This is a genomic window from Fusobacterium massiliense (assembly GCF_900095705.1).
GTDB lineage: Bacteria > Fusobacteriota > Fusobacteriia > Fusobacteriales > Fusobacteriaceae > Fusobacterium > Fusobacterium massiliense.
Genome location: NZ_LT608325.1, coordinates 22,604 through 44,717 on the forward strand (window position 1 = coordinate 22,604; position 22,114 = coordinate 44,717).

The following is a 22,114-nucleotide window of genomic DNA, read 5'->3' on the forward strand; positions in this document are numbered from 1 at the left end:
GAGAAATTATTCTTCAAAAGAAATTGAACTAAAATTAGCACTAGGAGTAAAAACTGAAGGGATAAAAGAAACTTTAAAATCTTCATTAGATGTAGTTAAAAATTCAAAAGAACTTTTAAATATGCCAAAAATAGCGCAAAAACTATTAAGTGGAAAAGATTTAAATGAAGCATTAGCAGGAAATGAAGAGGCAGTAGAAGAGGCAAACTTAATTGCTAATGGACCTAAAAGTGGGAATGCTGAAACAGGGATATATCTAAGTGGAAGTTTCATAAATACAAAAGAAAATTCAAATATAACTAATAGTGTTGGAAGTAAACTAATATCTCAGGATAATCTTACTTTAAAAAGTGGAGATGATATGAACTTAACAATGGTTGATGTTATTTCAAAAAATATCTCTATTAATGCAGGTAAAAATATTAATATCTCTGCTGGAAAGTCTACTGAAGAAAATAGTGAAAGCACAAAGTCATTAAGTGGAAGCTATAACTTATTGACAGATCAATTTAATATAGGAGCAAATATAACAAAAGATAAATCAGAGGCAGAAAGTTATAGAAACAGTAAAATAATAGGAGAAAATATTGATATTAAAGGTAAAGATTTATCTACTAAAGGAGCTAATATTATAGGTAATGATGTAAATATAAATGTAGCAAATTTACATCTTGAAAGTTTACAAGATAAATTAAAATCGAAACATCAAGGGTATAATGCTTCATTTGGAAGTTCATCTTCAGGAATAGGAAAAGAATATTCAGCTGGTTTAGGTATGGAATATGGAAATCGTGATAAATCATGGGTAAATGAACAAAGTTCAATAATTGGAAAGAATAGTGCGAATATTACTGTTGGAGAAAAAACAAATTTAATAGGTTCAGTAATAGGAGGAGGAAATACCATATTAAGAACAGGTGAATTAGAATATTCAGATATTCATGATAAGGATAAAGGATATAACTTTGGTATTAATGGAAGTGCTTCATTTAGTAAAAAAAGAAAATGGGATAAAAAGACTCAAACTACAACTGAAAGGATAGCAATAACAAAAAATGGAGGATTAAATTATGGAGCAACAGATAGTGAACAAATAAATAGAGCAACAATAGGAGCAGGAACAGTAATAGTTGGTGGTAAAACAGTTAATCCAAATATCAATAGAGATGAAAGTAAAGCACAAGAAATAACAAAAGATGTGAATGTAAGAAATATTTCATTAGAATACACAGACAATACGAAAGATTGGAGTCTAGGTAGTGTTCAAGATATTTTAGGAGAATATTTAAAAAATATTGTAATAGAGCCAATAGAAGGACTAAATCAAAAACTAAAATTATATGAAAAATATGACTTTTTTAAATCAAATACACCAAGATATAAATATATCGTTGAAAAAGACTTAAATGGAAACATAATAAAATATGATCCAGAAAGATTAGATGATAATGCAATTTTTGATAAAGGAAGTGTAGTACATATAAATGGAATGAATACAAATTCAGATGATGCATTTAGAGAAATTGAAAAACATCATTTAATGGGAAGTTTAAATGATTCAAAGTTAAGTGAACTAAAAAAGGGCGAAAAGAAAGAGTTTATATTATTTCAAAATGAAACACATGGGAATTGGAGTGATTTAGTTGAAAGTGCTTATGATAAGTTTGGAATAAAAGGGAGAAGAAAAATATATAGTAATGCAGCAAAAGAAGTTGGAGAAACAATATATTTAAATAGAGATAGAATAGATGATTTTACAATGTTTAGTCAAGGAAATATACAATGGAGAGCAGGATTGGAATATATAGAAGAAAAATATGGAGAAGGAATATTAAAAGAAATAACAACAAAAAGATATCATTCATTAGGTTCTCCATATAATGCAAAAGATTTAATAATGTTTTTGAGAAATAAAGAAATGATAAAAAATCCTAATTCTACAAATGTAGAGATAAAAAATGATAATTTGGATATAGTAGCAAATGCAGTTGGATTTAATGGAATGTCAATAGTTAGTAGAGATGACAAGCTACAAGATAAAATAAATAAGGGTATAAAATATGGTATATGGGAGCCACATAGTAGTTATACAGCTGGAACAAAAATAACTACAGAAATAAAATATAGAGCATGGCAATTACCATTAATAGGAGTGGATAAAATATTAAGATTATTTAATCCAAAAGAATATTTTGATAAAGAAAAATATAATCCAACAATAAATAAAGGAGTTGATGAAAATGATAAAAAATAGTTTTAAATTTATAATTTTGACTATTTTAGTTATAATTGTTAATGCTTGTTCTAGTAATAGCAATAGTTTTTGGGGATTTAAACCACATTTTTTAACTGGAACTTATATTAACTCTTATGCAATAATAGAGGATGGTAAGATAAATAGAATGGGAATACCTAAAGAAGATATAGATAAAATGGATAATATAATAGATGATAAATATGGAATTGGATTTATAGATGATGAGCGAATATATGCCCTTAAAGGAGGTGGTGAAAAATATAAAATAAAATTTTATAATGACTTTAAAATGATAGTAAATGGAAAAGAATACATAATGCCTAAAGAAAAAATAGGATATTCAGTAGATGATTATGATTTAGAATTACCAATAAAAATAAGACGTACAAACTATAATGAATATATATTAGATATAGGAGAAATAGAAATTATTGATACAGATGGAAAAATAATAAGACCAAGAACTAAAATCCCACCAATATTATTTAAAAAAACTATTTTTAGAAGATTTGTAAATGACATAAATGGGAATAATTATGATGTGTATTATAGAGGTTGGGCAGAAGATTATCCAAAAGATCCAAGTACTTTGAAAAAGATATACAATTCTATTGAAGAATTACAAAAAAGTTTTAGGGAAAGTAAGAAAAATAAGTAATTTAATTTTTTATAGGTAGCCTAAAAGATTTTTTTAGGCTACTTATTAAGAGATTAAATTTATACGAATGTTACTGTTGAAAGAAAAACAAATTTAATAGGTTTAGTAATAGGAGCAGGAAATACTACATTAAGAACAGGTGATTTAGAATATTCTGAACTAAAAAATGGAGAAAAGAAGGAATTTATATTATTTCAAAATGAAACACATGGGAATTGGAGTGATTTAGTTGAAAGTGCTTATGATAAGTTTGGAATAAAAGGAAAAAGAAAGATATATAGTAATGCAGCAAAAGAAGTTGGTGAAACAATATATTTAAATAGAGATAGAATAGATGATTTTACAATGTTTAGTCAAGGAAATATACAATGGAGAGCAGGATTGGAATATATAGAAGAAAAATATGGAGAAGGAGTATTAAAAGAAATAACAACAAAGAGATATCATTCATTAGGTTCTCCATATAACGCAAAAGATTTAATAATGTTTTTGAGAAATAAAGAAATGATAAAAAATCCTAATTCTACAAATGTAGAGATAAAAAATGATAATTTGGATATAGTAGCAAATGCAGTTGGATTTAATGGAATGTCAATAGTTAGTAGAGATAAAAATCTACAAGATAAAATAAATAAGGGTATAAAATATGGTATATGGGAGCCACATAGTAGTTATACAGCTGGAACAAAAATAACTACAGAAATAAAATATAGAGCATGGCAATTACCATTAATAGGAGTGGATAAAATATTAAGATTATTTAATCCAAAAGAATATTTTGATAAAGAAAAATATAATCCAACAATAAATAAAGGAGTTGATGAAAATGATAAAAAATAGTTTTAAATTTATAATTTCGACTATTTTAGTCATAATTGCTAATGCTTGTTCTAGTAATAGCAAAAGTTTTTGGGGATTTAAACCACATTTTTCAACTGGAACTTACATAGATGCTTATGCAATAATAGAAAATGGAAAAATAAATAGAATGGGAATCCCTAAGAAAGATATTGATAAAATGAATGATATAATAAATGATAAATATGGGATTCGATTTATAGATGATGATCGAATATATGCTCTTAAAGGAGGTGGTGAAAATTATAGAATAAAATTTTATAATGACTTTAAAATGACAGTAAATGGAAAAGAATACATAATACCTAAAGAAAAAATAAGCTATTCAGTAGACGATTATGATTTAGAATTACCAGTAAAAATAACACCTACAAACTATAACGAATATATATTAGATATAGGAGAAATAGAAATTATTGATACAGATGGAAAAATAATAAGACCAAGAACTAAAATACCACCAATATTATTTAAAAAAACCATAAATAGAACTTATGTAAATGATATAACTGGAAGTGATTATGATGTATATTATAATGGTTGGGCAGAAGATTATCCAAAAGATCCAAGTACTTTGAAAAAGATATATAATAATCTTGAGAAAAATTATGGTGATTTAAAAATCATAAAAAAATAAATAATTTAATTTTTTATAGGTAGCCTAAAAGATTTTCTTAGGCTACTTGTTAAGAGATTAAAGTTATACGAATGTTACTGTTGAAGGAAAAACAAATTTAATAGGTTCAGTAATAGGAGGAGGAAATACCACATTAAGAACAGGTGAATTAGAATATTCTGAACTAAAAAATGGAGAAAAGAAAGAATTTATATTATTTCAAAATGAGACTCATGGGAATTGGAGTGATTTAGTTGAAAGTGCTTATGATAAGTTTGGAATAAAAGGGAGAAGAAAAATATATAGTAATGCAGCAAAAGAAGTTGGAGAAACAATATATTTAAATAGAGATAGAATAGATGATTTTACAATGTTTAGTCAAGGAAATATACAATGGAGAGCAGGATTGGAATATATAGAAGAAAAATATGGAGAAGGAGTATTAAAAGAAATAACTACAAAAATAAAATATAGAACATGGCAATTACCATTAATAGGAGTGGATAAAATATTAAGATTATTTAATCCAAAAGAATATTTTGATAAAGAAAAATATAATCCAACAATAAATAAAGGAGCTGATAAAAATGATAAAAAATAGTTTTAAATTTATAATTTCGATTATTTTAATTATGACTACTAGTGCTTGTTCTAGTAATAATTTTTGGGGATTATTTAAACCACATTTTTTAACTGGAACTTATATAGATGCTTATGCAATAATAGAGGATGGTAAGATAAATAGAATGGGAATACCTAAAGAAGATATAGATAAAATGGATAATATAATAAATAATAAATATGGAATTCGATTTATAAATGATGAGCGAATATACGCCCTTAAAGGAGGTGATGAAAATTATGAAATAAAATTTTATAATGACTTTAAAATGACAGTAAATGGAAAAGAATACATAATGCCTAAAGAAAAAATAAGAGAATATTCTGATAATAATTATTTCTATGATTTACCAATAGAAATAACAAATACAGAGTATAATGAATATATATTAGATATAGGAGAAATAGAAATTATTGATACAGATGGAAAAATAATAAGACCAAGAACTAAAATACCACCAATATTATTTAAAAAAACTATTTTTAGAAGATTTGTAAATGACATAAATGGGAATAATTATGATGTGTATTATAGAGGTTGGGCAGAAGATTATCCAAAGGATCCAAATACTTTGAAAAAAATGTATAATAATCTTGAGAAAAATTATGGTAATTTAAAAATTATAAAAAAATAAATAATTTAATTTTTTATAGGTAGCCTAAGAGTTTTCTTAGGCTACTTGTTAAGAAATTAAAGTTAAAGGACAAGATTTTGCTATAAAAGGTGGAAATATTATAGGCAATGATGTAAATATAAATGTAGCAAATTTACATCTTGAAAGTTTACAAGATAAAGAGAAATCAAGACATAACGGTTTCAATATTTCAGTTGGAAATTCATCTGTAGGAGCAGGAGTAGAATACGGAAGAAAAGATAAATCATGGGTAAATGAACAAAGTTCAATAATTGGAAAGAATAGTGCGAATATTACTGTTGAAGAAAAAACAAATTTAATAGGTTCGGTAATAGGAGGAGGAAATACTACATTAAGAACAGCTGAATTAGAATATTCAGATATTTATGATAAGGATAAAGGATATAACTTTGGTATTAATGGAAGTGCTTCATTTAGTAAAAATGATAAAGCTGAATGGAATATATCAAAGTCTATTGGAGCAAACTATGGAGCAACAGATAGAGAACAAATAAATAGAGCTACAATAGGAGCAGGAACAATAATAGTTGGAGAAAATACAGTTAATCCAAACATCAATAGAGATGAAAGTAAGGCTCAAATAGTAACTAGAGATATCAATGTTGGAACAGTTGGAATTGAGTATAAAGATAATAGGAGAAAATGGAGTGATGTATCAGATATAATGGGAGAATATGGAAAGAGTCTAGGTAGTGATTTAGATAAGATGAGTGGTGGAAAGTATGATTTAGAGAATAAACTATCTAATGGTATGTCAAACTTTATATTTGAGGTAGAAAAAGTACTAGATCATAATTTAGGTAATAAATTTATAGGTTTAATACCAACAAAGGAATATGGTGGAGGTATAGCAGGACAATTACAAAAATTTAAAATTCGTTATTTTGATGGAACACAAAAATTATATCTAACAGAAAAAGGAATAATGAAAGACAAAAAAGGAAATATAATATTTGATAAAGATGGAACTCCATTATTAAGTATAAAAACAAGAGAATTAAAACCTGGCGAAACAGTAGAAAAAGATGTAAGAAAAGTAGTAACATTAAATGGAGTATTTAATAATAAAATGGAGGCAATAGCAGGAGGATTAGCTTCAACAATTACAGCAGATGAAAATAAGGCATTACTAGAAGGAAAGACAATAAAATCAGTAGTGATTCATAATGAAAGTGGAGGTCTTTTAGTAGATGCAACAGAAACGTTAGTAACAAAATTCGGAGGTTTACTAGGAAATCAAAACTGGGGAGCAAAGAAACTAGAAAAAATGTTTAAAGATAATCCGTGGATAATGGAAAAGATGAATTGGCATAGTCAAGGTTCAATATATGGAGCAGCAGCAATGATACATTTCTTAGATACAGATGAAGGAAAAGCAATAGCAAGAAAAAATCTAGGAACAGTAGGTATAAAAGGAATAGCAATAACAGCACTAGGTTATGGAAAATTAGATAAAAGGATGAAAGAACTAAATACAGGAGCACAATTATATTATATGAGAAACATAGGAGACTGGGTATCATCTATAGCAGCTCAAGGAATGCCAATAAACACAAATGGACATAAACATGATAATATTGGGTATAATGATGATAATTATAAACTTGATAAAGAATCAAGTATACATAAAAGAAAAACAATTAAAATAATGAGAAATGGTAAGGAAGAAGAAATAGCAGTACCAAATTATAACTATAAGATAGGCGAAATGGATGGAAAAGATATGAGAAGTATAATAGAAAGATGGAAAGATAAAAGAGCTCAAAAAAAGTGGTATGGAGGTAAATAATGAAAAAAATATTAATAAGTTTAACGTCTTTATTAGTTTTTACTTCATGTATATTACATGTGTATAGGTTTACTTCGGTAAATTATAATAATAGTAGAATTTCTATATCAACAGGTTTAGTAGATGATCAAAAAGAAAACTCACCTTTAGATTACATATGGATATATGATAAAAGAGATTCTTCTGAAAAACCTCATGATGTTAAGATATTATCTTCAACAATAAAAATAGTAAGTGATGGTAAAGAGTATATTATAGCTACCACTCCTAATTCGGAAAATATACATATATATAAACAAGGAGTAGTAATAAGAGATGATTTTAAAGCCTATATAGGGAAAGTACAGTTAGATGATGGAACAATAATAGATATACCACCACTTTCATTTAAGAAGACAGTATATGTAGAAAGATATAGTGTAATTTTAGATACAATAAATGCAGGAGGAAGAGGAAAAGAAATATTTAGTGGAACAGTTGAAGATTATAAGAAGCAAAAGAAATAAGAAATAATTAATTTTTTATAGGTAGCCTAAGAATTTTCTTAGGTTACTTGTTAAAGAATTAAATACGATGAATTGGTATAGCCAAGGTTCAATATATGGAGCAGCAGCAATGATACATTTCTTAGATACAGATGAAGGCTACGAAGAAGTCAAAAGAAATAATCCAAATGCACAAGTATATATGAATGGAGTAGGAAATAGTAAAGGAGATTTTGTAGAAGGACTAGCAGCAGGAACACTAACAGAAGATGAAATGAGAAGAATAGGAAGAGGAGAAACAGTAGAAAGAGTTGGAGTATTTAATCCAACTAACGGCATAGTAGTAGATGGAATAGAAGCAGGGATTGGATTATTTGGGAATAAATTAGGACTTAATTGGGCTGGAAATGATGTAAAGAAAATATTCAAAGAAAAGCCAGAAATAATGAAAAATTTTAAAGCTCATAGTCAAGGAACAATAAGATATAAGGCAGCAATAAATTCATTATATAAGAGTGATAAAGGGAAAGAATTATTAGCATATAATTTAGAAAATTCAAGTTTAGTTGGAATTGCAATAACACCAAATATGGTTAATGATTTAAATTCAAAATTCACTTTTATAAATTTAATGAAAAAAAGACTAAATGAAGAAAATAAAGGAAAAAAAGAATGGAAAGCACTTCCATTAATAAATTTTAGTACACAAGTAAATGAAGATGACCCAGTTCCAAAATATTTAGGGAATAGACCTAATTCAAACGGGAAAAATCATCCAGTTGCTAACTATAATCTTAAAGATTATGAATATGATGAAGAAACTAGAACATATAAAAGGAAAACTGATAAAAATAAAGACCCTATTCCTAATACTACATTTATCATAAAAGAAATGATAGATAAAGACAAGAAATTTAATTATAATTCAAGGAGGTAAAAAATGAAAAAATTAATATTTTTATTTGTTGTAATTTTTATATTAACAAGTTGTACATCTATTAAAGTTTGGAACAATTATTATCCAATTACAATAGGTCAAAATGAAAAAATAATTAATGAAACAATAGAACTTCATGGAAATGTACAAAATAATTCTGATTTAAACTCATATTTAGATTATATTTCATTATTTGAAAGAAAAGAGACAACTAATAAAGGAATAAAATTTTTAGAACCAGAAATTATAATAGAAGGAGAGCAAAAATATAAAATAAAAAATCAAGAAAAAAGCAGTAATTTAGAAATATTAAGTCAGGGAATAAAAATAAATAGTGATACATTTACTATTTATATAGGAAAAATTCAATTAGAAAATGGAAAAAGAATTAATATACCTCCATTTAAATTTAAAAGATATGTACAAGTATATAGTATAAATGAAATTTTAGATACCTTAAATCAAGATACAAAAAAATTATTATTTAATGGAACAATAGATGAATATAGAAAGTGGAAAAAGAAAAATATGAAATAAATAATTTTTTCAAAGAGCTTAAACTAATTCTTAAGCTATTTATAAGTTAGAAGATAGAGTTTCTGTTTTTCATAATATAAAATTAGATGAAGATAATAAACCTTATATTGTGATAGTTATAGAGTAGTTCATATGAAAATGGTATCTAGTAAACTCTATTTTTTTAAAAACTTATATGATATAATTAAAAGCAACAAAAATGAAACAAAATTAAAATAGGAGTAAATATGAAAGAGAAAATAGCTTTTTTAGTTTCTGGTAAAAAGATAGTAGAAAATATAAAAAAATATTTAGATGATGATGAAATTTTAGTAGTTGAAACATCTTTGAATAACTCTGTTGAAGAAGCAAAAAAAATAGTTGAAAATGGAGTGAAAATTATTTTAACAAAATTAGCAATAAAAATGAAAATTGAAGAAGAGATAGATGTTCCAATATTATGTGTAGAGAATAATATTTCAGATTATATAGAGCTTTTAAGCGAAATAAATATAAAAAATAAAAAGGTGGCTTTTGTAGATTATATTGAATATCCAGCAAGTCTTATATCATTATCAAAAATGATTTCAGAAAATATAGTTTTTAAAAATTTTTCTAGTGAAGAAGAATGTGAAAAAATAGTAGAAGATTTAAAAAGAAAAAATTATGAAATTTTAATAGGAAATGTACTTACTCAAAGATATGCAAATAAATATGGATTACTATCATGTGAGGTTTCAATATCCGAAGATTCAGTTCAAATGTATATAGAGTTAGCACGACAAATGCTTGAGAGTCTGGAAATTCAAAGCTTAAAAAGAAAAGTTTTATCAAATATAGAAAATCTAATTAATAATTACCTTGAAACTGAAGGTAAATTAGAAAGAAATGTTTTGGATAAAGTTCAAATGAACGATGTTGAAAGGGATAAATTGATAGATGGATTAAAGAAAAATGGATTTTCTCTAACTAAAACGGCAGAAAGTTTAGGGATGAGTAGAACAACATTGTGGAGAAAATTGAAAAAATTTAATATAACAATAGAGTAAGTTATAGTAAATAATGAGGGAAAAAATGAAAAAGACAAATGCAATCAGAGAGTTGGAAACACACAAGATAGAGCATAGTGTTAGAGAATATGAAGTAGATGAAAATAATTTAGATGCTGTGAGTGTGGCATTAAAAACAAATGAAGATATAACTAGAGTTTTTAAGACTTTAGTTCTATTAAATGAAAAAAAAGAAATGATAGTTGCTTGCATACCAGGAATGGAAAAACTAGACTTAAAAAAATTAGCAAAAATTTCTGGGAGCAAAAAATTAGAAATGGTTCATGTAAAAGATTTACTAAGTTTAACTGGTTATGTTAGAGGGGGGTGTTCTCCTATTGGAATAAAAAAGAAACATAAAGCCTACATTCATGAAAGTGCTTTAGACAATAATAAGATATTGGTAAGTGGTGGAATGAGAGGTCTTCAAATAGAAATTGAATCTAAAATATTAATAGATTATTTAAAGTTAGTCGTAGCAGATATTATAGAAAATATAGAAATTATATAATAAATATGATAAAATAGGTAAATATAAATAATAAGGCTAACAATAACATTTTTGGGAAGAGGAATATGGAAAATATAAAAGAAATTTTTGAATTTGAAGTAGATGAAAATTTTGAAGGCTTTAGATTAGATAAATACTTAGCAGAACAGATTGAGGAAGCCACAAGATCTTATATAGAAAAACTTATAAATGAAGGTTTTGCAAAGATTAATTCCAAGGTTATAACTAAAAGTGGGAAAAAGATAAAAACGAAAGAGAGAATTGAACTTTCCATTCCTGAAGATGAAGATATAGATATTGAACCAGAAAATATTGAGTTAGATGTAGTCTATGAAAATGAAGATTTTATAGTAATAAATAAAAAATATGGAATGGTTGTACACCCAGCTTATGGGAATCACAATGGAACTCTTGTAAATGCTTTACTTTATTATGCAAAAAATAATTTATCTTCTTTAAATGGGCATATGAGACCGGGTATTATTCATAGATTGGATAAGGATACCAGTGGACTTATAATAGTTGCAAAAAACAATATAGCCCATGCAAAACTAGCTTCTATGTTTATAGATAAAACTATACATAAAACTTATCTTTGTATCGTTAAAGGAAATTTTTCTGAAGAAAATCTTACAGGAAGAATAGAGAATTTAATAGGAAGAGATAGTAAAAATAGAAAAAAAATGGCAATTGTTGAAAAAAATGGCAAAATTGCAATTTCAAATTATAAAGTTGTGGAACAGGTACAGGGATATTCCTTAGTAGAAGTTGCTATAGAAACTGGAAGAACTCATCAAATAAGAGTTCATATGAAAAGTTTAAATCACCCTATACTAGGAGATTCTGTTTATGGAAGTGCAGATAAAAATGCTAAAAGACAGATGTTACATGCATACAAACTTGACTTTTTAAATCCTTTAGATAATAAGAATTATAGCTTTAAAGGAAAGTTATTTGATGATTTTATTGAAATAGCTGAGAAATTAAAATTTAATATACAGAGATATGTTGTAGAAAACTAAAAGGTTTAGTTTTTTGGAGGAGAATATGGATAATCCATTATATTTATTTGACTTAGAATATAAAAATGTTATAGGAGTAGATGAGGCTGGGAGAGGACCACTGGCTGGACCTGTTGTAGCAGCTGCAGTATTTTTAAAGGATTATTCAGAGGAATTAGATGAAATAAATGATTCAAAAAAGTTAACAGAAAAAAAAAGAGAAAAGTTATTTGAGATAATACAAAAACATTTCTATGTAGCAGTTGGAATATCTAATGTTGATGAGATAGATAAGATTAATATATTAAATGCAGATTTTTTAGCAATGAGAAAAGCTATAGAAGAATTAAAAAAAGAGATAAACAAAAGCAATGCCTATACTGTTTTAGTTGATGGAAACCTTAAAATAAAAGAGTATCATGATATGCAAAATCCAATAGTAAAAGGAGATAGTAAAAGCCTATCTATAGCAGCAGCATCTATTATTGCTAAAGTAACAAGAGATAGAATTATGATAGAGTTAGGAAGTATTTATCCGGATTATAAATTTGAAAAACATAAGGGCTATGGTACAAAAGCTCATATAGAAGCAATTAAAAAATTTGGAGTTATTAAAGATGTTCATAGGAAAACATTTTTAACAAAAATACTATGAATAAAAGAGAAGTAGGGGATAAATACGAAGATAAAAGTGTTGAAATTCTCAAAAATAGTGGATATGAGATATTAGATAGAAATTATCAAAATAGATATGGTGAAATTGATATAATTGCTAAAAAAGAAAATTATATTGTATTTATTGAAGTAAAGTATAGAAAAAACAAAGTTTATGGTTATGGCTATGAAGCTGTGGATAAGAAAAAGATTACAAAAATATTTAGACTAGCTGAATTATATTTACAGTCAAAAGAATATAATAATTATTTCATTAGAATAGATTGTATGAGCTATTTGGGTGATGAGCTAGATTGGATAAAGAATATTACATGGGGTGATGAAATTGGAATTTAGTTGTCCTAAATGTAGATGTAGAAAATGTGATGAGAAAAGTATTATCTTACCGGAAAAAAGAAAAAATAAAATAAAAATAGAACTCAATGTATATTATGCTAAAACTTGTTTAAACTGTGGATATACAGAATTTTATTCGGCAAAAGTTGTTGATGAAGATAGTATAAAAAAAGAGTGTGATGCTGATGTTAAGTTGGAGGGAAGTTTTTAAAAAAGTATTAAGATATATATTTTTTGATAATAACTGTTCTTATTGTCATAAAGAATTAGACAGAGATGGGTATATCTGTTATACTTGTTTAAAAAAATTAAAAGAAAATTCAAGCTTGAAAAATAAAGACAACTTTTTCTATGTTTATATCTACGATAAAGCAATAAGACAAATTATATCTGATTATAAATTAAGAAATAGAAAAACGATGGTAAATGATTTAGCATACTTAATAGAGAAACCATTAAAAGAATTAATAGAAAAAGAAAATATAGATGTTGTAATTCCAGTACCAGTAAGTAAAAATAGGGAATTAGAAAGAGGTTTTAATCAAATAGATTATCTTTTATCTACTCTTCAAATAACTTATAAAAAAATAGAGAGAGTTAAAGATACTAAGCATATGTATTCTTTGGATAGCTATAAAAAGAGAGAAAAAAATATAAAAAATGCTTTTAAAATAGAATTAAATTTGAAAAATAAGAAAATTTTAATAGTAGATGATATTGTAACTAGTGGAGCTACAATTAATGAAATAAGTAAGGAAATAAAAAGTAATAATGAGGGGGTTGAGATAGTTATATTTTCAATAGCTATATCAAAACACTTTATTTAAGGAGATACAATGGATATTTATATAGATAATGAAAAAACTAGATTAGGAAAACGGACTAAAGATTTTGAAAAAATATTAAAATCTATAAATAAAACTCTAGAGAAAAAAGAAAAAATAATAAAAAGTATTTCAATAAATGGAACTTTGTTGTATGATGGTGTAGTCATAGATATGACTAAAGATAATAATATAATAGAAGTAGAAACAAAGTCATATGTAGATTTAACATTGGAATCACTTGAAAATTTGAAAGAATATACAAAAACATTTTTTGAAGTAAAAAATAATTTGCAAGAATTATTAGAAGAAAATGAAGAAATCTCAATGCTTGACATAGAAGAAACAAATGCTTTTTTAGTTTGGTTTGCAGACTTAATTTATTTATTAACTGAAACTTATACTTTTCCTTTTTCAGATTTAGAAGAAATTTTATTCACTGTTAGGGAAGAAGTAGAAGTATTGTTAGAGCTAAAAGAAAAAAACGATTATATTGGCTATGTTTTAAATTTAGATATTTGTATTTCAGATATTTTGAAGAGTTTTTGTGAAAATATAGATTACTATAAAAATACTATATTAGAAGAAGAAGAAAATAAAAAAATATTGTTTTAATATAAAGAAAAATTAGGAGGAAAAAATGAGAAAAACTGTTATAGCTGGAAACTGGAAAATGTATAAAACTAATAAAGAGGCTGTTGAAGTATTAACACAATTAAAAGATTTAACAAAAGATGTGAGCACTGTGGATATAGTAATAGGAGCACCTTTTACTTGCTTATCTGATGCAGTTAAAGCTGTTAAAGGATCAAATGTAAAAATTGCTGCTGAAAATGTTTATCCTAAAGAAGAAGGAGCTTATACAGGAGAAGTTTCTCCTAAAATGTTAAAAGATATTGGTGTTGAATATGTAATATTAGGACACTCAGAAAGAAGAGAATATTTTGGGGAAACTGATGAATTTATCAATCAAAAAGTAAAAGCTGTACTTGAGTATGGAATGACTCCAATTTTTTGTATAGGAGAAAAATTAGAAGATAGAGAAAGTGGAAAAACTTTAGATGTTAATACAAGACAAATTAAGGGAGGGCTTGCAGGTCTTAGTCAAGAAGAAGCTAAAAAAGTGATAGTTGCTTATGAACCAGTATGGGCAATAGGAACAGGAAAGACTGCAACTCCAGAAATGGCACAAGAAACTCATAAAGAAATTAGAAATGTATTAGCAGAAATGTTTGGTAAAGATGTTGCTGAAGAAATAACTATCCAATACGGAGGATCTATGAAACCAGAAAATGCAAAAGACTTATTGAGTCAAGCTGATATAGATGGAGGACTTGTTGGAGGGGCATCTTTAAAAGCAGATTCTTTCTTTGAAATAATAAAAGCAGGAAAATAAAAAATAAAATTTAAGTTGGAGGAAAATACTGATGATAGGTATCGGAATTGTAGGTCTACCAAATGTTGGAAAGTCTACTTTATTTAATGCTATAACTAAGGCAGGAGCAGCAGAAGCAGCTAACTATCCTTTTTGTACGATAGAGCCAAATGTAGGAATGGTAACTGTTCCTGATGAAAGATTAAATGAACTTGCAAAAATTATAAATCCAGAAAGAATAGTCCCAGCAACTGTTGAATTTGTAGACATAGCTGGATTAGTAAAAGGAGCTTCAAAAGGGGAAGGTCTTGGAAATAAATTTTTATCAAATATAAGAGCCACTTCTGCTATATGTCAAGTTGTAAGATGTTTTGATGATGAAAATGTAATTCATGTAAGTGGGACAGTAGATCCTTTAAGTGATATAGAAGTAATAAATACAGAGTTAATTTTTGCTGACATAGAAACTGTCGATAAAGCTATAGAAAAACATGAGAAGTTAGCAAGAAATAAAATTAAAGAATCTGTTGAATTGATGACTGTATTACCTAAAGCTAAAAAGCATTTGGAAGAGTTTAAACTTTTAAAAACTTTAGATTTAACAGATGATGAAAAACAAATTTTAAAGAATTATCAATTATTAACTTTAAAGCCCATGATATTTGCTGCCAATGTTGCTGAAGATGACTTAGCAAATGGAAATAAGTATGTAGATTTAGTTAAAGAATATGCAGAAAAAATAGGTTCAGAAGTTGTTATAGTTTCGGCAAAAGTTGAAGCTGAATTACAAGAGATGGACGAAGAAAGTAAAAAAGAATTTCTAGAAACTTTAGGAGTTAAAGAAGCTGGACTGAATAGACTTATAAGAGCAGGATTTAAATTGCTAGGGCTACAAACATATTTTACGGCAGGTGTAAAAGAAGTTAGAGCTTGGACTATAAGAATTGGAGATACAGCTCCTAAAGCTGCTGGAGAAATTCACTCAGACTTTGAAAAAGGTTTCATAAGAGCCAAAGTTGTATCTTATGATAATTTTATTAAAAATTCTGGTTGGAAACTATCTCAAGAAAATGGAGTTTTAAGACTAGAGGGAAAAGACTATATAGTTCAAGATGGAGATTTAATGGAATTTTTATTTAACGTGTAAGATTAATTTATAAGGAAAGTATAAAATTAAATAACTAAAATTTGTCTCTGATGTCCGTATTAGTTCGAAGAGCCTATGTTCATTGAGCTCGTAGAACTCATACGGCTATCAAGAGAATTTATTAATATTAACAGAAAAAGATGCTTGTCAAAAAAACTTACTTGACATAAAACAAAAAATCTTGTATTATAGTATGGTATAATTAACAGGGACAAAGAGGAGGGAAAGAAATGGCAGTACCTAAGAAAAAGACTTCTAAAGCTAAAAAAAATATGAGAAGATCTCATCATGCATTAACTTCAATTGGTTTAGTAACATGTGAAAAATGTGGAGCTCCTAAAAGACAACATAGAGTTTGTTTAGAATGTGGAGATTACAAAGGAAGCCAAGTTTTAGAAACAGCTGAATAATATAATAAATAAATTATGGTGTTGAGAAATCAACACCATTTTTATTTTTTTATAGGAAAGTATAAATTTAATATAAAAATTGGTCTCTTGACAGCCGTATGAGTTCTACGAGCTCAATGAACACAGGCTCTTCGAACTAATACGGACGTTAGAGACTTTTTTATTTTATTCTTTTATTGAAATTTTTACATTTTCAATTCCAACATGACGAATTAAATCATAAAGGAATTGTTTTGATAAATTGATTCTTTCATTAGAAATATACTTGTTATTTTTATTGTTTTGAAAAATTACTACTTTAGTTTTTCCTTTATTCTGTTTTAATAAATCATTTAAAATACTAATTTTATCTTGGATATTAGGACTTCTTAGCATGATATACAAAGTTTGTTCGTTAAGATTAAATATATCTTTAAGAGAAATAATTTTATTAACAATAATTTTTTTAGTTTCTCTACCTTTGTAATTATCAATTTGAATATTCCCTAATATTAAAACAACATTCTTTTCAATAAATTCTGATAAATAATTCTCATAAACTTTTGGAAATGCAATACAATTAATAGGGACATCATAGCAATCTAAATCAAAAAAAGCCATATTTTCTTTATTTTTAGTAACACTTTTTTTTAGGTTTGAAATAATGCCAAATGTCTTTATTTTTCCATTTGAGATTTCTTTACATTTGTTAGTAGTATCTAAAGAATATAGATTGACTAAATTTTTATATTTATCTAGTGGGTGAGAATTTATATAAAATCCTAAAAATTCTTTTTCATTCTTTAATTTATCATCAAGAGAAAAATCTTCAGATGAACTTAGAGAAAAACTATCTATTGTTTTATGAGCAGCACCAAATAAATTCATTTGTTGTATTTCATCAAATGCTACTAAATTTTTCTGAGTATACTCTATAACCTTATCTATTGATAAAAACTTTTCTTTTCTATTTCCTTTTAGCTCATCTAGTGCACCAGATAAAATTAAAGCTTCAAGAGATTTTTTGTTTACAGAGTTTTTTTTGTTTCTTCTAACAAATTCATCAAGAGTTGTATATTTTCCATTTTTCTCAAAATCTTCAACTATTCTTTTAACTATATTGATTCCTAAGTTTTTAATTGCAGCTAAAGAAAAGGTAATACCATCATCTGCAATGTCAAAATAAATACTAGGTCTATTAACATTAGGTGGAAATATTCTAACTTTATGCTCTTTAGCATCGTTAAAATAATATGCAATATTTCCTGTTTCAGAAATTTCAGAAGTTAAAAGAGCAGCATAATAATAATGAGGATAATGAGCTTTAAAGTATGCTGTCCAATATGAAATCATAGCATAAGAAACAGAGTGAGATTTATTAAAGCCATAACCTGCAAACTTATCAATTAAATCAAAAATTTCTTCGGCTTTTTCTTTACTATAACCATTTTCAACAGATCTTAATACAAATTTATTTCTATTTTCATGCATTATTTCAAAATTCTTTTTTCCCATGGCTCTTCTTAAAAGATCAGCTTCTCCCAAGCTATAATTAGCCATGAAACTTGCAATCTTCATAACTTGTTCTTGATAAAGAATAACCCCATAAGTTTCTTTTAAAATAAATTCTAGGTTCTTATGAGGATATTCAATTATTTCAATCCCATTTTTACGATCAATGAAATCATCGACCATTCCAGATTGAAGAGGTCCAGGTCTGTATAAAGATAAAAGTGCAACAATATCTTCAAATTTATTAGGTTTTAATCTTTGAATTATTGCTCTCAAACCATTAGATTCCAATTGAAAAACACCAGTTGTATCTCCTAAACTTAGCATATCGTATACCTTTTTATCATCTATTGGAACATCGTATAGGCTAAAATTTTCATCTTTATATTTTTTTATATAGTCAACAGTTCTTTGTATATTTGTTAAATTTTTTAATCCTAGAAAATCTATTTTTAAAAGCCCTAGTTCTTCCAATTCCTTCATCTGAAATTGAGTTGCAATAACTCCTTCTTTTTCATCTAAATAAATTGGAACAGTTTCATCAAGATTTTCTTTTGTGATTAATATTCCAGCAGCATGAGTAGATGTGTGTCGAACTTTATTTTCTATTTTTATAGAGATATCTATAACTTTTTGTAATTCAATATCCGTAGTATAAAGTTTAGCTACTTCAACTTCCTCTTTTAAAGATTTTTCCAAAGCCTGATTAGCAGGAAGAAGTTTGGCAAGTTTATCAATTTTTTTTAAATCTACATCAAGAACTCTTCCTACATCTCTTATGGCAGCTTTAGCTTTCATTCTACCAAAAGTTATAATATGAGCAACTCTATTTCGACCATATTTATTAGTTACATATTCTATAAGTTCTCCCCTTCTTTCCCGACAAATATCTATATCTATATCTGGCATAGATATTCTTTCAGGATTTAAAAATCTTTCAAAGAGTAAATTATATTTTATAGGGTCTATCATAGTTATACCTAGACAATAAGCAACTAAACTACCAGCAGCAGAACCTCTACCAGGTCCAATAGGGATTCCAGTTTCTTTTGCATATTTAATAAAATCCCAAACAACAATAAAGTATCCAGAGTATCCCATTTTAAATATTACTGAAAGTTCATACTCTAATCTCTCTTCAATTTCTTTAGTAAGATTTTCTTTATAGATATTTTTTAGATTACTATGACAAAGTTTACTTAAAAAATCGTCCATATTTTTATATTCATTAGGAACAATATAATAAGGAAATTGTAAGTGCCCAAATTCTATTTCTAAATTACATAGTTCAGCAATCATAACTGTATTTTTAATAGCAGTTAGAAATTTATCATCAAAAGAATTTTTCATATCTTCTTCAGATTTAAAGTATTGTTCTTTTGAAAAAAATCTTTTTCTATTTCTATCTTTAACTTTAACTCCAGATTGGATACATATAATTATATCTTGTAATTCATATCCATTTTTTTCTATATAGTAAACATTATTTGTAGCAACTAAGTTAATATTATTGTTTGAAGCAATATCAAATAATTTTTCATTAACTATTTTTTGCTCTTCATGTTCATTAGATTGAACTTCTAAGAAAAAATTTTCATTACCATAGATATTTTGGTAATTTTCAATAATTTTTATTAGTGTTTCATCAGGTAATTTTTTTAATATGGCTTGTGAAATTTCTCCACTTAAAGAAGATGAGAGTGCTATAATATCTTGATTATATTTTTTTAGAATATCAATATTTACTTTTAGGTTTCCATTAGAACTATTTTTATATATTTCAGAAGAAATTTTTACTAAATTTCTATAACCATTAAAATTTTTTGTAAGTAAAGTTAAGGTATAGATTTCACCTTGTTCTGAATAGTAAAGAGGAACTTCAATACCTATAATTGGCTTAATATTTTTTTTTCTTGCTTTTTGATAAAATTCAATAGCACCAAACATATTGGCATAATCTGTTATAGCTAGAGCTTTCATACCAAGTTTTTCAGCTTTGTCTAAAAAGCTATCAATACTGTTTACTCCATTTTGAAGACTGTATTCAGTATGTAAATTCAAATGAACAAAATTTGATGTACTCATAATCTCACCTTTAATCAGTAATTAAGTAATAACCATATTCTCCAAATATTTTTACAAGTTCTTTTAAATTTTCTTTGCTAACAATAAGATGATAATCTTCAGCTTTTAAGCATATTTTCTTTATTCTTGAATCTTTTAATACTAATTGTATTAACTCCTTATTATCATCTAATTTTAAAACAACATAATCAGATATTAATTTAATAGAATTGAATTTTTTCTCTAAATTTTCAAAAAATTCCTGCCAGTTTAAAGGAAGTTCTCTTGTAGTGTTTTCTTTAAATTTCTCAATCCTATCAATAAGTTCTTCATAAGTTTTTATTCCTTTTAGAAAACTATCATAGGTAAATTTAAACATATTTCCTTTAATTTTTATAGATATTTTTTCAAAAAACATAACTCTAGCAGGAGCTTCTCCAACAATAGTTATAAATTGTCTTTTATCATCAAGGTGAATTTCTACCTTCTCTTTTTTATCAAGTATTTCAAAATTCTCTTTATAACCAAGAATATATTTACCTAAATCAGTTAATCTTATATATTTTAAGCCATCATATTTTGAAAGATAATTATTTTTTAAAAAAAGTCCTTTTCTAAAAAAAGGTTTTTCATAAAAAATTTCAAATACTCCAAAAATTGAAAGTAAGAAAAGATAGCTTTTTACAAATGGTTCAATAATATAGTTAACATAATCAATATCATTTTGTATCTTAGCTCTTTGGCCGTTTGCTTCATTTATATAAATATAATCTGTAATATCTTTTGGAGCTATTAAATCGTTTTCTTCTCTTAAAATATATGCTCTAATTATTTTTTCAACACTGACAATACCATTTTCAGGAAATTCTCTTAAAAGTTGAACTAAAGTATAAGTAGTTTCTTTTATTTTCTCAGGATTTTTCCAAATATTTTTTGTTCCTTTTAAATAATTTAAAAATAAATTAGTATAAATGTAACTATCTTCTGTATTAAATAAATTAGTATTAAAAAAATCTTCAATTATATTTTTTATATTTTTAGAGTTAAAATATGATTTTTCTCTATATTGTTTTTTTAATAAAATAAATAATAAGCAAATAGTTTCTGTTTTTAAAAACTCAAGTCCCTTAACATCGTTATAATATTCAGTAATTTCACAATGCTTTTGCATATTTTTTTTAGAGTCTTTTAAAATTTTTCCATTACTTGCAATTGAAACTTCTCCAGAGTTAAAAAAGTCTAGATAAAAATTCATATTGTTTATAAATTCATATTCGTTATTATCTTTGTAAAATTTAAAATTTATTTCATTTTCATTATTTTCTGCTTCAATAAAATATTCACTAGGTTTTTTATCAGTATATTTTCTTAAAAGTCTTGCTATTTTATAGTCTAAAATAAGCTCTTTTCCTTGATTGTTAGGGTTATTAAGAACTTTAAAGAAAAGATATTCATCTTTAAGTGTAAAACTTGCAGCATCGAATTTATTTGAAATATTAAAATAAACTTCTAATTCATTAAGGTCTATAGGATAGTTCTTTTTCCATACAGTATATGAAAAAATTTCTTTAACTTTTTCAGGAAAAGTTTTATATATAACATTGAATACTTTTTCATCAGAAAATATCTCATTTATTAAATTCTTTAATGTTTCATAATCTTTTTCTCTATTTTCATCTTTAGTTCCAATGCTTGAAATATCAAAGATATTTAAGTCTTTACCGATAATACCATCGGCTATCCATTCTATGAAATACCTATTATATAGACTTATTAAGGTTTCATAGTTATAATTAATATCAATCATTATTTGCTCCTTGTTCTATAGGAAAGTATAA

At 26.0% G+C, this 22,114-nt stretch carries 22 protein-coding genes and 1 pseudogene; 21 read left to right on the forward strand and 2 right to left on the reverse strand.

Annotation, left to right across the window (positions count from 1 at the left end; all coding sequences use genetic code 11):
- Nucleotides 1-289: 289 nt before the first annotated feature.
- From BQ2505_RS09075 to rpmF, 21 genes and pseudogenes are all read left to right on the forward strand, one after another.
- Nucleotides 290-2,254 (forward strand): annotated as a pseudogene (locus BQ2505_RS09075) (hemagglutinin repeat-containing protein); the annotation flags it as partial.
- Nucleotides 2,241-2,915, forward strand: a complete 675-nt coding sequence (locus tag BQ2505_RS01235) for a hypothetical protein (RefSeq protein WP_074016010.1) — start codon at nucleotides 2,241-2,243, stop codon at nucleotides 2,913-2,915. The pseudogene BQ2505_RS09075 and the gene BQ2505_RS01235, both read left to right, overlap by 14 nt.
- Before the next feature lie 345 nt (nucleotides 2,916-3,260).
- Nucleotides 3,261-3,755 carry a hypothetical protein gene (locus BQ2505_RS01240; RefSeq protein WP_074016011.1) on the forward strand — a complete coding sequence of 165 codons (495 nt, stop codon included), beginning with the start codon at nucleotides 3,261-3,263 and terminating at the stop codon, nucleotides 3,753-3,755.
- Nucleotides 3,742-4,410, forward strand: coding sequence for a hypothetical protein (locus BQ2505_RS01245; RefSeq protein WP_074016012.1), 669 nt, complete (start codon nucleotides 3,742-3,744; stop codon nucleotides 4,408-4,410). Before BQ2505_RS01240 ends, BQ2505_RS01245 begins: the two co-directional genes overlap by 14 nt.
- 349 nt (nucleotides 4,411-4,759) lie before the next feature.
- Nucleotides 4,760-4,990, forward strand: a complete 231-nt coding sequence (locus BQ2505_RS01250) for a hypothetical protein (RefSeq protein ID WP_074016013.1) — start codon at nucleotides 4,760-4,762, stop codon at nucleotides 4,988-4,990.
- Nucleotides 4,977-5,645: a hypothetical protein gene (locus BQ2505_RS01255; protein WP_074016014.1), complete on the forward strand. Its 669-nt coding sequence runs from the start codon at nucleotides 4,977-4,979 to the stop codon at nucleotides 5,643-5,645. The genes BQ2505_RS01250 and BQ2505_RS01255 overlap by 14 nt, the downstream gene beginning before the upstream one ends.
- A 685-nt stretch (nucleotides 5,646-6,330) precedes the next feature.
- Complete coding sequence (locus BQ2505_RS08790; protein ID WP_074016015.1) at nucleotides 6,331-7,455, forward strand: hypothetical protein; 1,125 nt, start codon at nucleotides 6,331-6,333, stop codon at nucleotides 7,453-7,455.
- Complete coding sequence (locus tag BQ2505_RS01270; RefSeq protein ID WP_074016016.1) at nucleotides 7,455-7,961, forward strand: hypothetical protein; 507 nt, start codon at nucleotides 7,455-7,457, stop codon at nucleotides 7,959-7,961. Before BQ2505_RS08790 ends, BQ2505_RS01270 begins: the two co-directional genes overlap by 1 nt.
- 67 nt (nucleotides 7,962-8,028) lie before the next feature.
- Nucleotides 8,029-8,877, forward strand: coding sequence for a hypothetical protein (locus BQ2505_RS01275; protein ID WP_074016017.1), 849 nt, complete (start codon nucleotides 8,029-8,031; stop codon nucleotides 8,875-8,877).
- A 3-nt stretch (nucleotides 8,878-8,880) separates the two neighbouring features.
- Nucleotides 8,881-9,414, forward strand: coding sequence for a membrane lipoprotein lipid attachment site-containing protein (locus BQ2505_RS01280; RefSeq protein ID WP_074016018.1), 534 nt, complete (start codon nucleotides 8,881-8,883; stop codon nucleotides 9,412-9,414).
- A gap of 227 nt (nucleotides 9,415-9,641) precedes the next feature.
- Nucleotides 9,642-10,442: a PrpR N-terminal domain-containing protein gene (locus tag BQ2505_RS01285; protein WP_074016019.1), complete on the forward strand. Its 801-nt coding sequence runs from the start codon at nucleotides 9,642-9,644 to the stop codon at nucleotides 10,440-10,442.
- A gap of 25 nt (nucleotides 10,443-10,467) precedes the next feature.
- Nucleotides 10,468-10,953, forward strand: a complete 486-nt coding sequence (ybaK, locus tag BQ2505_RS01290) for a Cys-tRNA(Pro) deacylase (RefSeq protein ID WP_074016020.1) — start codon at nucleotides 10,468-10,470, stop codon at nucleotides 10,951-10,953.
- A gap of 65 nt (nucleotides 10,954-11,018) precedes the next feature.
- On the forward strand, nucleotides 11,019-11,975 hold the full coding sequence (locus BQ2505_RS01295; RefSeq protein ID WP_074016021.1) for an RluA family pseudouridine synthase: 957 nt from the start codon (nucleotides 11,019-11,021) through the stop codon (nucleotides 11,973-11,975).
- Between the two features lie 25 nt (nucleotides 11,976-12,000).
- Nucleotides 12,001-12,609 carry a ribonuclease HII gene (locus BQ2505_RS01300; RefSeq protein ID WP_074016022.1) on the forward strand — a complete coding sequence of 203 codons (609 nt, stop codon included), beginning with the start codon at nucleotides 12,001-12,003 and terminating at the stop codon, nucleotides 12,607-12,609.
- Nucleotides 12,606-12,965, forward strand: a complete 360-nt coding sequence (locus BQ2505_RS01305; RefSeq protein ID WP_074016023.1) for a YraN family protein — start codon at nucleotides 12,606-12,608, stop codon at nucleotides 12,963-12,965. Before BQ2505_RS01300 ends, BQ2505_RS01305 begins: the two co-directional genes overlap by 4 nt.
- On the forward strand, nucleotides 12,949-13,176 hold the full coding sequence (locus BQ2505_RS01310) for a zinc ribbon domain-containing protein (RefSeq protein WP_074016024.1): 228 nt from the start codon (nucleotides 12,949-12,951) through the stop codon (nucleotides 13,174-13,176). The genes BQ2505_RS01305 and BQ2505_RS01310 overlap by 17 nt, the downstream gene beginning before the upstream one ends.
- Nucleotides 13,151-13,792 (forward strand): ComF family protein, encoded by a 642-nt coding sequence (locus BQ2505_RS01315; protein WP_074016025.1) that lies wholly within the window; start codon nucleotides 13,151-13,153, stop codon nucleotides 13,790-13,792. Before BQ2505_RS01310 ends, BQ2505_RS01315 begins: the two co-directional genes overlap by 26 nt.
- 9 nt (nucleotides 13,793-13,801) lie before the next feature.
- Entirely contained in the window at nucleotides 13,802-14,404 is a 603-nt protein-coding gene (locus BQ2505_RS01320) for a chemotaxis protein (RefSeq protein WP_074016026.1), read from the forward strand.
- 25 nt (nucleotides 14,405-14,429) lie between these two features.
- Nucleotides 14,430-15,185 carry a triose-phosphate isomerase gene (gene tpiA / locus BQ2505_RS01325; protein ID WP_074016027.1) on the forward strand — a complete coding sequence of 252 codons (756 nt, stop codon included), beginning with the start codon at nucleotides 14,430-14,432 and terminating at the stop codon, nucleotides 15,183-15,185.
- 31 nt (nucleotides 15,186-15,216) lie between these two features.
- Nucleotides 15,217-16,311 (forward strand): redox-regulated ATPase YchF, encoded by a 1,095-nt coding sequence (gene ychF / locus BQ2505_RS01330; RefSeq protein ID WP_074016028.1) that lies wholly within the window; start codon nucleotides 15,217-15,219, stop codon nucleotides 16,309-16,311.
- A 230-nt stretch (nucleotides 16,312-16,541) separates the two neighbouring features.
- Complete coding sequence (gene rpmF / locus BQ2505_RS01335; RefSeq protein ID WP_074016029.1) at nucleotides 16,542-16,721, forward strand: 50S ribosomal protein L32; 180 nt, start codon at nucleotides 16,542-16,544, stop codon at nucleotides 16,719-16,721.
- A 165-nt stretch (nucleotides 16,722-16,886) separates the two neighbouring features.
- On the opposite strand, the gene dnaE is transcribed toward rpmF, so the two are convergent.
- Entirely contained in the window at nucleotides 16,887-20,297 is a 3,411-nt protein-coding gene (gene dnaE / locus BQ2505_RS01340; RefSeq protein ID WP_074016030.1) for a DNA polymerase III subunit alpha, read from the reverse strand.
- A gap of 10 nt (nucleotides 20,298-20,307) precedes the next feature.
- Nucleotides 20,308-22,083, reverse strand: coding sequence for a hypothetical protein (locus tag BQ2505_RS01345; RefSeq protein ID WP_074016031.1), 1,776 nt, complete (start codon nucleotides 22,081-22,083; stop codon nucleotides 20,308-20,310).
- Between the last annotated feature and the right edge of the window lie 31 nt (nucleotides 22,084-22,114).